Genomic DNA, 11,719 nt, shown 5'->3' with positions numbered 1-11,719 from the left:
CGTACAGTCTTCGACGATGCGCCTTGCCCTGGGGGCCTTATCAGGCGCGCTATCTTCACGCCACTTCGGCGATCATCTCGATCTCGACGCAGGTGCCGCGCGGCAGCGAGGCCACGCCGAAGGCGGAGCGGGCATGCTTGCCGGCGTCGCCGAACAGCTCGCCGATCAGTTCCGAGCAGCCGTTGGTGACCAGGTGCTGTTCGTTGTATTCCGGGGTCGAGGCGACCAGGCTCATCACCTTGACGATGCGCTTGACGCGGTTCAGGTCGCCGCCCACGGCTTCCTGCAGGGTGCCGATCAGGTCGATGGCGACCGAGCGTGCGGCGGCCTGGCCGTCGGCGGTGGTCTTGTCGCGGCCCAGGATGCCCGCGTTGGGCGAGCCATCCGCGTTCTTGGCGATGTGGCCCGAGATGAACACGAGATTGCCGGTCTGCACGTACATGACGTAGGCGGCGGCCGGGGTGGCCGGCGCGGCCAGGGTGATGTTCAGTTCTTTGAGTTTGTCGTAGACGGACATGGTGATCGATATGCTCTTCTGGTGAAAGAAGCCGGTATTGTACGTCCACCGGCCGGAAACGGCATGACTACTGCTGCCGTACCGCCATCCGGCGTCCCCCGAACACGACGGCGGCCACCGCCAGCGCGAAGGCGCAGTTGGCCAGGGTCAGGGTCTCGCCCAGCAGCACGGCCGCGCCGACCAGGCTCAGGAAGGGCTGCAGCAGCTGCACCTGGCCCACCCGCGCCACCCCGCCCAGCGCCAGGCCGCGGTACCAGAAGAAGAAGCCGACGAACATCGAGATCGCCGTCACATAGGCGAAGGCGAACCAGGCCGCGGGACCCACGCCGGCAAGAATCGGGATGCCGTGCCACAGCAGCACGGGAAGCAGCACGGGCGCCGCCAGCACCAGCGCCCAGCAGATGGTTTCGGGCCCGCCCAGGCTGCGCGACAGGCGGCCGCCCTCGGCATAGCCGACCGCGGCCGAGACGACAGCGCCGAACAGCAGCAGGTCGGCCAGGTGCAGGCTGCCCCCGCCCTGGGCCAGGGCAAAAGCGATCACCAGGCCGGAGCCGAGCAGGGCCAAGCCCCAGAAGCCGCGCGAGGGCCGCTCGTAGCCGCGCAGTGCGGAGTACAGCGCCGTGACCAGGGGCAGCACGCCGACCAGCAGGGCGCCGTGCGCGGCGGGCACGGTGCGCAGGGCGATCGAGGTCAGCAGCGGAAAACCGACGATGCAGCCGCCTGCCACCAGCGCCAGCGGCGCCATGGCCTGGCGCGACGGCAGCGGCGCGCGGCGCCAGGCCAGCCATGCGGCCGCCAGCACGGCGGCGCCGAGCGCGCGGCCGAGCGCGATGAAGACCGGGTCGAGTTCGGCCACCGCCAGGCGGGTGAAGGGCATGGTCAGGCTGAACATCGCCACGCCGATCAGGCCGAGCAGCATGCCGCGGCTCTCGTCGCGTCCATTGGTCGTCGATATTAATGTGGATGGGGCGGCAGGGCTGGCGCTGGACATGGGACTCCTTTGGACAATGCTTGCAACGGGCTGGGATAGGGGTCTATGCTAGCGCTGCGGACCAATACAGTCCCAGTACACTTGCGCATTTAATTGATTCACTGTGATGGCGACATGACCAATACGCCCCTCTTGACCCTTGCGCGCGCGAGCAGCGAGCCCCTGGCCGACCAGATCGTGCGCGCGGTGGCCGCGCGTATCGATGAGCGCCTGCTGCGGCCCGGTGCGCGCATGCCCTCGATCCGCCAGTTCGCCCAGGCGCACGAGGTGTCGCCGTTCACCGTCGTGGCCAGCTATGACCGGCTGGTAGCCCAGGGCTACCTCGATTCGCGGCGGGGCGCCGGTTTTTTCGTGCGCGAGCGGGCGCAGCCGGCGTCGGCCGGGGCTGGAGCAGGGGCCGAGCGCAAGGCCGCGGCGGGCGCCGGCACGCCGGGCGCCGCCGCGCTCGACGTGGCCTGGCTGATCCGCAACCTGTTCCGCCAGGCCCCGCTGCAGCTGTCGCCCGGCGCCGGCGTGCTGCCGGCCGACTGGCTCGACGGCGCCGCCGTGGCCAAGGCATTGGGGAGCCTGAGCCGGCAGAACAGCGCCGCCTTCCTCGGCTATGGCGCGCCACAGGGTTTCCTGCCGCTGCGCCAGCAGCTGCGCCTCAAGCTGGCCGAGTTCGAGATCGAAGCGCCGCCCGAGCAGATCGTCATGACGCTCGGGGTGACCCAGGGGCTCGACCTGGTCGCGCGCGAGTTCTGCCGGCCGGGCGACACCATCCTGGTCGACGATCCCGCCTGGTTCCTGATGTTCGGTTCCTTCGCGGCCATGGGCCTGAATGTGGTCGGCGTGCGCCGCCTGGCCGACGGCCCCGACCTGGAACAGCTGGCCGAGCTGGCGGCCCGCTACCGGCCCTGCCTGTACGTGATCAACTCGGTGCTGCACAACCCGACCTCGAGCTCGATCTCGGCATCGAGAGCCTTCCAGGTGCTGCGGCTGGCCGAGCAGCACGGCTTCACGGTGGTGGAGGACGACATCTATGCGGACCTGCACCCCGGGAACGCGACCCGGCTGGCGGCGCTGGATGGCTTGCGCCATGTGATCTACCTGGGCGGCTTCTCGAAATCGATGGCGCCGAACCTGCGGGTCGGCTTCATCGCGGCCTCCAGCGAACGCGCGGCGCGCCTGGCCGACCGCAAGATGCTGGCCACGCTCACCACCAGCGACATTGGCGAGCGCGTGGTGTACAAGATCCTGTCCGAAGGACTGTACCGCAAGCACCTGGACCGGGTACGCAACCGGCTGGATGCAGCACGCCCTAAGGCCCTGCGCGAGCTGGAGGCGCTTGGTCTGCGGCCGGTGCCCACCCCGGGCGCGGGCATGTTCATCTGGGTCGATGCGGGGCGCGACACCAGCGAGCTGGCCGCGCGCGCCATGCAGCAGGACCTGCTGCTGGCGCCGGGCAGCCTGTTCTCGCCGAGCCAACTGCCCTCGACCCGCATGCGCCTGAACGTGGCGGCGCTGCAGGACGCGCAGGCGCTACGCCTGCTCGGGCGCCTGCTTTAGGCGTTCCCGCAGCCGGTCGGCATTTCCCTGGCCATCGCGTCTTCGATCTCCTGCGGCGTCATGTCGCGGATGTGGGTGGCGATGGCCCAGCGGTGGCCGAAGGGATCGACCAGCTGGCCGTAGCGGTCGCCCCAGAAGGCGTCGCCCAGCGGCATCAGGGGCCTGGCGCCGGCCGCCATGGCGCGTTCCCATGCGGCGTCGGCGTCCCGTACGTACAGGTGGATGACGACGGTCGAACCGCCAAGGGCGAGCGGGCCGCGGCTGCCGAATTCTGGGAAGTCGTCGCACAGCATGACGAGCGAATCGCCGATGCGCATCTCTGCATGCATGATCTTGCCGCCCGGGCCGGGCATGCGCGCGACTTCTACCGCGCCGAAGCAGTCGCGGTAGAAGTCGAGGGCCTTGGCCGCGCCTTCGCAGACAAGGTGCGGGGTGACGCTGTGAAAGCCTGCCGGGATGGGTCGTATTGCCTCGTTCATGATGAATCTCCTGTTCTGGTTGTGGGTGCCGCTGCCAGGACGACGAACGGCGCCGGCCGGATTCGACACGCAGCGCGAAAAAAGAGCGCCCAGCGCAAAAACTTGCCAGAAAGACTCTTGAAATCGGTGTCGGCATCCTTATATGCCCCCGAGTTGGACCACCCCACCCATGTTTTTTTAACGAGGAATAAGATGGCAGTTGCCGAAAAAGAAACCCTTGGCTTCCAGGCAGAAGTAAAACAGCTGTTGCAGCTCATGATCCACTCCTTGTATTCGAACAAGGAGATCTTCCTGCGCGAGCTGATCTCGAACGCTTCCGACGCCGCCGACAAGCTGCGCTTCGAAGCGATCAACAACGACGCCCTGTACGGCAACGACCATGAACTGAAAATCAAGGTCAGCTTCGACAAGGACGCGCGCACCCTGACGATTTCCGACAACGGCATCGGCATGAGCCGCGACGAAGTGGTCGCCCACCTGGGCACCATCGCCAAGTCGGGCACCAAGGAATTCTTCAGCAAGCTGTCGGGCGACCAGCAGCAGGATGCCGCCCTGATCGGCCAGTTCGGCGTCGGCTTCTATTCGGCCTTCATCGTGGCCGAGAAAGTCATCGTCAACACCCGCCGCGCCGGCGCGTTCGCCTCGGAAGGCGTGCGCTGGGAGTCGACGGGGGAGGGCGACTACAGCGTCGAACCGATCGAGAAGGCCGGTCGCGGCACCGACGTGATCCTGCACCTGCGCGCCGGCGAGGAAGAGCTGCTGTCCTCGTGGAAGCTCAAGTCGATCATCCGCAAGTACTCGGACCACATCTCGCTGCCGATCGTGATGCAGAAGGAAGAGTGGGATGAAGAGAAGAAGCAGACCGTCTTGACGGACGAATTCGAGACCGTGAACCAGGCCAGCGCGCTGTGGGCCCGCACCAAGAGCGAGATCACGGAAGAGCAGTACAAGGAGTTCTACAAGCACGTCTCGCACGACTTCCAGGACCCGCTGGCCCACACCCACAACCGCGTGGAAGGCCGCAGCGAGTACACCCAGCTGCTGTATGTGCCGGCCCATGCGCCCTTCGACCTGTGGGACCGCAACAAGCGCGCCGGCATCAAGCTGTACGTGAAGCGCGTGTTCATCATGGACGACGCCGAGCAGCTGATGCCGACCTACCTGCGCTTCGTCAAGGGCGTGATCGACTCGAGCGACCTGCCGCTGAACGTCTCGCGCGAGATCCTGCAGGAGTCGCGCGACGTGCGCGTGATCCGCGAAGGCTCGACCAAGCGCGTGCTGGGCATGCTGGAAGAGATGGCCAACTCGGAAGAGCAGGCCGGCAAGGATAAGTACACCACGTTCTGGAAGGAGTTCGGCCAGGTCCTGAAGGAGGGCATCGGCGAGGACGCGACCAACAAGGACCGCATCGCCAAGCTGCTGCGCTTCGCCTCCACCGCCAGCGAGTCGGACGAGCAGGGCGTCTCGTTTGCGGACTACATCGGGCGCATGAAGGAAGGCCAGGACAAGATCTACTACGTCACTGCCGACAACTACAACGCGGCCAAGAACAGCCCCCACCTGGAAATCTTCCGCAAGAAGGGCGTCGAAGTGCTCCTGATGACGGACCGCGTCGACGAATGGATGCTGTCCTTCCTGAACGAGTTCGACGGCAAGGAACTGGTGTCGGTCGCCAAGGGCGGCCTGGACCTGGGCGCCCTCGAGGACGAAGCCGAGAAGAAAGAGCATGCAGAGACGGAAGCCGGCTACAAGGAGCTGGTCGAGAAGATGAAGGGGGCGCTGGCCGAGAAGGCCAAGGACGTGCGCGTGAGCTTCCGCCTGACCGATTCGCCGGCCTGCCTGGTCGCGGACGAGAACGAGCTGTCGGGTAACCTGCTGCGCATGCTGAAAGCGGCCGGCCAGAACGCGCCGGAATCGAAGCCGATTCTCGAGATCAACCCGAACCACCCGCTGGTGACGCGCCTGAAGTACGAGGATGCCGAAGGCGCGCGCTTCGCCGACTGGTCGCACATCCTGTTCGACCAGGCCATGCTGGCCGAAGGCGGCAGCCTGGGCGACCCGGCCTCGTTCGTGAAACGCCTGAACGAGATGCTGCTGGCGGGCGCGAAGTAAGCGTCGTTTGGACGGGAAGACCATGAACCGGGGCCGCGCGCCCCGGTCTTTTGTTTACGCTTGGCGTAGGGTGGGCGGCTACACCACAAGGCCCGGTCAGCCACTAGCCCGGATGCCGCCCGCGCGTTCAACTCACAGTGGCATAGAGACGCACATCGATCCGCTACGGCTGCTTGAACGCGCGGGCGGCCCCGATGCCGCAGGCAGATCGCACTCCAGGGTGTAGCCGCCCACGCTACGAGCGCTGCGCTATTCAGTTGCCGCAGCGCGCTTTAGTGCCTCAAGCCGTGCGTCCGATCTCGTCGCAGAATTCCTGCAGCAGGCGCTCGCCTTCCGGCCAGGGGCCGTGCCCCGAATCCGCATTCACGTGCCCGGCGTCGCCAATGCGCACCAGACGGCTGCCCCAGGCCCCGGCAAAGGCGGCGGCGCGCTCGCTCGACACGTAGGGATCATCGGTGCTGGCGACCACCACGCTCGGGAAAGGCAGGGCAGCGAGCGGGATGGGCGCGAAGCCGTTGACCGGCGCCGGGTAGCTGGGCGCCTCGACGTCGCTCGGCGCCACCAGGAAGGCGCCGGCCACTTTCAAGGGCGAACGGCTGGCGGCCCAGTGCGCGACCAGCATGCAGCCCAGGCTGTGGGCGACCAGGATCGGCGCGCCCTTGCAGGCGCCGATGGCGGCGTCGAGCTCGGACACCCACTCGTCGCGGTCCGGGCAATTCCAGTCGCGGTGCTCGGCCTTGGTCCAGGCCGGGTAGCGCCCCTGCCACTGGCTCTGCCAGTGCTCGGGACCGGAATTCCACAAGCCTGCCAGGATCAGTACGTCGCACTTCATCATGCCTCCATCGCCATTGAAAAAAGATCAAGGCGATTGTACGTCGAAATCCGCGCCGGCAGCGGCGGCCGCTCAGGCTTCGGACTTCTCTGCCGCCACGACATCATGCGCTCGGGGACGGCGGCCCGGCAGCAGCCGGGCGAACAGGGCGTGGTACAGGCCGCGGCGGCGCTCGGTCACGGTTCCGAGCAGGATGGTCACGGCGCCGATCGCCACGCCGAGCAGCAGGTGGTCGGCGCCGCCGTGCCGGTCGTGCGGGTAGAAGGCCAGCCACAGGCCGATCACGATCGAGTGCGACAGGTACAGGGTGAAGGTGTGCGAGGCCAGCAGGCGCACCGCCGGCGCGACTCGCAGCAGGCCGGAAAAACCGGCCTCGCGCGCACAGGCGAAGTTGGCCAGCACGAGCAAGGTTACCAGATAGTCGGCCAGGAACCGGTCGGCGCTGCCCAGCGGCAGCGCGGGGAAAGGCCACCAGGCCAGGGCGGCCGCGCGCAGGGGGCTTTCGAGGTCCAGCGCCACCCAGGCGCCGAGCAGCAGCATGCTTGCCAGCCAGCCGCACCTGGCCACCAGCGGCGACATCCACGGGCCGCGCCAGGCATGGAACAGCCATGCGCCAGCCAGCCACACCGGCAGCAGCAGCCACAGCTTGTAGCCCATGACCGCCAGCGCCAGTGTAACCAGGGCAATGCGGCGCGCGCCGCGCAGGTAGCAGGCCAGCCCGAACAGCAGGTAGTACCAGGCTTCGTAGCCGAGCGACCAGTAGGGCACCATCAGGGGCGGGGTTTCGGCCAGGTTCCAGTGCTGGCCGAGGAACAGCAGGTGAAACGGCAGGTACACATACAGCTTGTCGAGCACATAGCCTTCTACCTGGAAGGCGCCGGACCACACCCGTATCGCGCAGGCGGCCGCCAGCGCCAGCAGCAGGACCGGCAGCGCCACCGAGTACACGCGCGACAGGCGCGCCACCGCATAGTCGCGCGCCGAGGGACGGCGCTGCGCCACGGTGGCGGCGATCACGAAGCCGGACAGCACGAAGAACACGATCACCGATTCGCGCCCCATGGCCGGCAGCTCACCCCAGGCGCCCGGCGCGATGAGGCCGAAGAACCCGTAGTGCGAGACCACGACCAGGACCGCGGCAAGGAAGCGGGTCAGGTCGAGATAGACCGAGAATGATTGCTCAAGCGGCTGCCCGAGCGTAGGCGGTGGCGGCATTGTTTCTTCAGGTCATGGAGACATGCGATCATACACTGCTCTGCGGCTGCTTCATCATGCGTAATACATGGGACGGACAGTCTGGAAAGGCATTAGATCAGCGTGATGCCATCTACCTGCATCAACTACCGACAGTGCGGCGATTATGGCTGCAGGCTCACGAAAAAACGCATACTATCTGTTGTTGCTTGCTTGCTTGCCAGAATATCTTGTTGCTACAGAGATTGCAAAAGGGTAAATCGGATCAATCAAACTGTAGCGTACGAACATTTGCTGAATTCGGGTTAAACCATTCCTCAAAGAACGAAAAATATTCAACTCCCATGACAAATAAAAAGACACCAGTGACACGAGATGATCTATTGCTTTCAAGGCTTCAGGAGATGTCTGAAGCTGAATTTACTGAGACGGCAATCATCCCACTTTTTAAATCTATGGGATACCAAGTCGATTATCATGGCGGTCCTTCGGAAGGGGGGAAGGATGTAATTTGTAGGAAAGGCGGAAATTTTGGCTATCAAGAGATTTGCGTTATTCAGGTTAAAAAAACAACGGCCTCTGCAGCTGCTGGGAAATCTGCAAGTTTCGCAGGAATCGTATCGCAACTTCAGCAAGCTTCAGAAAAAAAAGTTCCTTCCCTCTCTGGGCAAGCTCAGCTGCCGACAAGTATCTATTTTATTACTCCTTACGAGATCAATACACGTGCGCTGGAGAGCAGATTCGAAGGGGTCTCAGGACTAGCAAGTCGTGGTGTGCGAATTCTTGATGGTCGTATGATTGTGGTTGAATTGGTTCGACTTTTACCTGAAATTGCAGAGAAAATTTGCGGTCAATCTTTCGCCATCGAAGCGAAATTGCTTTCAAATATCTCAAATGCGGATTTGTTGAGCGCCCTCAACTATTCCAATGAAAAGAAGGTAGCTGATTTTTACTGCGATCTGGATTTCGGCGTCGGGAAAATTACTACTAAGAGTCTGTTCTCTACTACGTTTTCTCCAGTGCAGATGCACTATACAATCCCGCACTCTCGCTGGTTAAGATTTGAGGAGCTGGCAATTGCCTCTTTGCATTTCGGAACAGACGAGATCTTTAGTCCCTCAATTGCTGAGTTGCGCGAAAAATTCAATATTGAATATAAGAGATGGATCTCGCCAGCGAATCAAGCTCTATTGAAAGAAATAATATCCGCGCGCACCCAGATCGAGTTTGCATTATTGGCGTTCGTCGAGAGCGCTGGGCAAGTAGTTTCAGATGCCTTAACTGAAGAGATTAAGCTTGACAGCGCACACCTTTCAAATGTTAAACCTAAAAATGAATTAACACTTGACGAAAACCATCGGCTTAATAGAATTCGTTCGGAAAATTTGGGTTTGCAAGCTCAGCTGCAATCGCTCCAAGAGAGTCAACATACTACCGAGATAGTTTATGATCGTCTGGGTCTAGTAATTGATGAGTGTAGTACGCACGCTCAGCAGGTTTCGGCAGAAATTGCCATACTAAAGTCTACAGCAAAAGTTCGACTTTCCGCTTTGTTGAAAGAGCTGGCATTGGTTAAGTCCAAGCATAAACAATTGAGTTCGCGGATTGCAAAAAGAGTTGAGGAGCCGAACTATGAGATCACAATAGATGGGCATGTGCTAGCGCACGGCATTGAGCTAGAAAAGGCTTGGCTTGCAAAAAGGATAAATCTACTGTCAAGCGGAAGCCAAAGTCCCGTTGAGATTAGGGAGTTCTTTTCCCGTTGCCAAAAGCTTTTTGTGTTGCTTGAAGACTTGTTTGGGGATAAGTATTTTTCTGGCGTATTAGTCCCGGAGAATGCTTTAAACGACTCAAAGCTCAGTTCATCTCAGCGTATCAGCATGCCGTTGCGCGAGGTGTTTGCTACAAGGATTCATTGCGCTGTTTATGGAGAGGCTGGGGCAGGAAAATCTACAACGTTGCACCAGTATGCAGCTTTCGCATCTGGCAGAGATTCAGAAAACGAACTTACCTTATTCCTTCCATTGACCCGTATTCTGGCAGAGAAAATTCTTCCGCCAATATCGAGTCCGCTATCGCCTGTGCAAAAACTTGAGAGCTGTTTGTCATATTTCCTTGCTGCAGAAAAGGCCTATAGCGCCAATGAAATGGCTGCGTTCATTAAGGCTAAGCAGCGTGTCACTTTTATTTTCGATGGTGTGGATGAGGTGGTAAAACGCACTCCGTGGATATTGGAAGCAATCGAGGGAGTAGAGAAGACATACGCCAACTGTCAAATAATTCTATCGTCTAGAATGAGCGGGCGTTATACCGATGATATTCATTATCTTGGTCTAACTTTGCTACCTTTTACAGATGAGCAGGTGCTTCATTTTATTCAGGGATGGTTTATTGATAGGCCCGACTTGGCTAATACGGTTAAGCAGCATCTTGCCAAAGCGAAGGAATTGCGGGAGATAGTGCGAAGTCCCTTGCTTGCGACTATCCTCTGCGTATTGGCTGAGAATAACGTGCCATTGCCCGAGGGTGAGTTGAGCATGTATGCAGAGCGATTCAAACTTCTATTTGGGCATTATGACATCCACAAAAAAACAAGAAGAATTGAATCGCACCATTCTGCGCTTGAAACTATTGCAAGAAAACTGGCCTTTTACCTTCATTCTCGCAACGTTCGTTCTGCAACTCTGAAAGATCTTGAAAATGCAGCGGTACGAATTGCTGGTCGACGGAGCCGCATGAGTGAGTCCCATATAAGGCTTGCTGTTCATGAATTGGTCGACCCTTGTAATGTGTTAGTCCCAATGACGTCAGATGGTGACTTCGGATTTGGTCATCTGCGATATCAGGAGTATTTAAGCGCAACCGAATTATGCGCAAATCGAGGTATAGATATTGGCCCGCTTCTGTCCTCCCCATGGTGGCGGTCGGTGCTAACCCTTTTTGCTAAAATGACTGATGATATATCATACGTTTTAGAGGATATGCTTGAAAAGGGGCTAAACGTTACTAAATGCCAAGAGAATTTACTCGGAATGTTTGAGACTAAGAGCAAATCAGAACAACAACATTTGCGAAGAATCGTTGAGGGCCATGTTGAGCTAGACAAATGGGATGCCGATGTTCATGATTTTGAGGATTATGAACCTGAATGGGGACGAGATCGATATTGAGTTATCAAGGTTTTGAACTCTAGAGGGCGGTACGCAGCGCGAACAATTCCGGGAACAGCACGACGTCGAGCATCTTGCGCAGGTAGCTGGCGCCGGAGGTGCCGCCGGTTCCCTGCTTGAAGCCGATGATGCGCTCGACCGTGCTGACGTGGCGGAAGCGCCAGAAACGGAACGCGGTCTCCAGGTCGACCAGCTTCTCGGCGAGTTCGTACAGGGCCCAATGGTGTTGGGTGTCCTGGTAGACGCCCAGCCAGGCGGCCTTGACGCTCTCGTCCGCCCGGGTCGGCTGGGTCGGATCGGCGTCCAGCCGTTCCGGCGCGATGGTGAAACCGCTGCGCGCCAGCAGCTTCACCGCCTCGTCGTAGACGGAAGGCGTATTCAGCTCGCGTGCGAGGACGGCGTGCGCCTCGGGCGACTTCTCGTGCACGCCCAGCAGGTTCGCGTTCTTGTTCCCAAGGATGAATTCCAGCTCGCGATACTGGAAGGACTGGAAGCCCGACGAAGCGCCCAGGTAGGGACGAATCGCCGTGTACTCGGGCGGCGTCATGGTGGCCAGCACGTCCCAGGCATGCACCAGCTGATCCATGATGCGGGCCACCCGGGCCAGCATCTTGAAGGCCGGCGGCAGCTCGCCTGCGCGGATGTGGCGGCGCACCGCCTGCAGCTCGTGCAGCATCAGCTTGATCCACAGCTCGCTGGTCTGGTGCTGGATGATGAACAGCATCTCGTTGTGGTTCGGCGAGAGCGGATGCTGGGCCGACAGCACCTGGTCCAGGCCCAGGTAGTCGCCATAGCTCATCGACTCCTTGAAATCCAGCTGGGCGCCGTGCCATTCGGCCTTGGTGTTCGCTTTGTCGTTCATGCTGGGCTCCAGTA

The 11,719-nt window shown here is 60.9% G+C and carries 9 protein-coding genes; 3 read left to right on the top strand and 6 right to left on the bottom strand.

Going from position 1 to position 11,719, the window contains the following annotated elements; translation table 11 throughout:
- Nucleotides 1-55 precede the first annotated feature (55 nt).
- Both AC56KL_RS02050 and AC56KL_RS02045 read right to left on the bottom strand, forming a co-directional pair.
- Nucleotides 56-517, bottom strand: a complete 462-nt coding sequence (locus tag AC56KL_RS02050; protein WP_497178474.1) for a RidA family protein — start codon at nt 515-517, stop codon at nt 56-58.
- Between the two features lie 67 nt (nt 518-584).
- Nucleotides 585-1,508 carry a DMT family transporter gene (locus AC56KL_RS02045; protein ID WP_497178473.1) on the bottom strand — a complete coding sequence of 308 codons (924 nt, stop codon included), beginning with the start codon at nt 1,506-1,508 and terminating at the stop codon, nt 585-587.
- 114 nt (nt 1,509-1,622) lie between these two features.
- Here AC56KL_RS02045 and AC56KL_RS02040 point away from each other — a divergent pair, with 114 nt between their 5' ends.
- Nucleotides 1,623-3,056: an aminotransferase-like domain-containing protein gene (locus AC56KL_RS02040; RefSeq protein WP_497178472.1), complete on the top strand. Its 1,434-nt coding sequence runs from the start codon at nt 1,623-1,625 to the stop codon at nt 3,054-3,056.
- Here the strand turns inward: AC56KL_RS02040 and AC56KL_RS02035 are convergent.
- The gene (locus AC56KL_RS02035) at nt 3,053-3,535 is read right to left on the bottom strand and encodes a VOC family protein (RefSeq protein WP_497178471.1); all 483 of its coding nucleotides are present in this window, start codon (nt 3,533-3,535) and stop codon (nt 3,053-3,055) included. The genes AC56KL_RS02040 and AC56KL_RS02035 overlap by 4 nt on opposite strands.
- Before the next feature lie 192 nt (nt 3,536-3,727).
- Between AC56KL_RS02035 and htpG the strand changes: the two genes are divergently transcribed.
- Nucleotides 3,728-5,647, top strand: coding sequence for a molecular chaperone HtpG (htpG, locus tag AC56KL_RS02030; protein WP_497178470.1), 1,920 nt, complete (start codon nt 3,728-3,730; stop codon nt 5,645-5,647).
- Between the two features lie 280 nt (nt 5,648-5,927).
- Here the strand turns inward: htpG and AC56KL_RS02025 are convergent, their stop codons facing one another.
- Complete coding sequence (locus tag AC56KL_RS02025; protein ID WP_497178469.1) at nt 5,928-6,479, bottom strand: RBBP9/YdeN family alpha/beta hydrolase; 552 nt, start codon at nt 6,477-6,479, stop codon at nt 5,928-5,930.
- A 72-nt stretch (nt 6,480-6,551) separates the two neighbouring features.
- Nucleotides 6,552-7,694 (bottom strand): acyltransferase family protein, encoded by a 1,143-nt coding sequence (locus AC56KL_RS02020; protein ID WP_497178468.1) that lies wholly within the window; start codon nt 7,692-7,694, stop codon nt 6,552-6,554.
- Between the two features lie 323 nt (nt 7,695-8,017).
- Here AC56KL_RS02020 and AC56KL_RS02015 point away from each other — a divergent pair, with 323 nt between their 5' ends.
- Nucleotides 8,018-10,843: an NACHT domain-containing protein gene (locus tag AC56KL_RS02015; RefSeq protein ID WP_497178467.1), complete on the top strand. Its 2,826-nt coding sequence runs from the start codon at nt 8,018-8,020 to the stop codon at nt 10,841-10,843.
- Nucleotides 10,844-10,862: 19 nt separating this feature from the next.
- Here AC56KL_RS02015 and kynA read toward each other — a convergent pair whose 3' ends face one another.
- Nucleotides 10,863-11,705 carry a tryptophan 2,3-dioxygenase gene (gene kynA / locus AC56KL_RS02010; RefSeq protein WP_497178466.1) on the bottom strand — a complete coding sequence of 281 codons (843 nt, stop codon included), beginning with the start codon at nt 11,703-11,705 and terminating at the stop codon, nt 10,863-10,865.
- Nucleotides 11,706-11,719: the final 14 nt, after the last annotated feature.

This window comes from Telluria sp. ZB4P34 (assembly GCF_059686055.1).
This window is presented reverse-complemented; position numbering and strand designations above follow the sequence as displayed.

Bases quoted from the DNA above. Each gene is read 5' to 3' on its own strand.
- AC56KL_RS02050 (WP_497178474.1), bottom strand. From the start codon at position 517: ATGTCCGTCTACGACAAACTCAAAGAACTGAACATCACCCTGGCCGCG.
- AC56KL_RS02045 (WP_497178473.1), bottom strand. From the start codon at position 1,508: ATGTCCAGCGCCAGCCCTGCCGCCCCATCCACATTAATATCGACGACC.
- AC56KL_RS02040 (WP_497178472.1), top strand. From the start codon at position 1,623: ATGACCAATACGCCCCTCTTGACCCTTGCGCGCGCGAGCAGCGAGCCC.
- AC56KL_RS02035 (WP_497178471.1), bottom strand. From the start codon at position 3,535: ATGAACGAGGCAATACGACCCATCCCGGCAGGCTTTCACAGCGTCACC.
- htpG (WP_497178470.1), top strand. From the start codon at position 3,728: ATGGCAGTTGCCGAAAAAGAAACCCTTGGCTTCCAGGCAGAAGTAAAA.
- AC56KL_RS02025 (WP_497178469.1), bottom strand. From the start codon at position 6,479: ATGAAGTGCGACGTACTGATCCTGGCAGGCTTGTGGAATTCCGGTCCC.
- AC56KL_RS02020 (WP_497178468.1), bottom strand. From the start codon at position 7,694: ATGCCGCCACCGCCTACGCTCGGGCAGCCGCTTGAGCAATCATTCTCG.
- AC56KL_RS02015 (WP_497178467.1), top strand. From the start codon at position 8,018: ATGACAAATAAAAAGACACCAGTGACACGAGATGATCTATTGCTTTCA.
- kynA (WP_497178466.1), bottom strand. From the start codon at position 11,705: ATGAACGACAAAGCGAACACCAAGGCCGAATGGCACGGCGCCCAGCTG.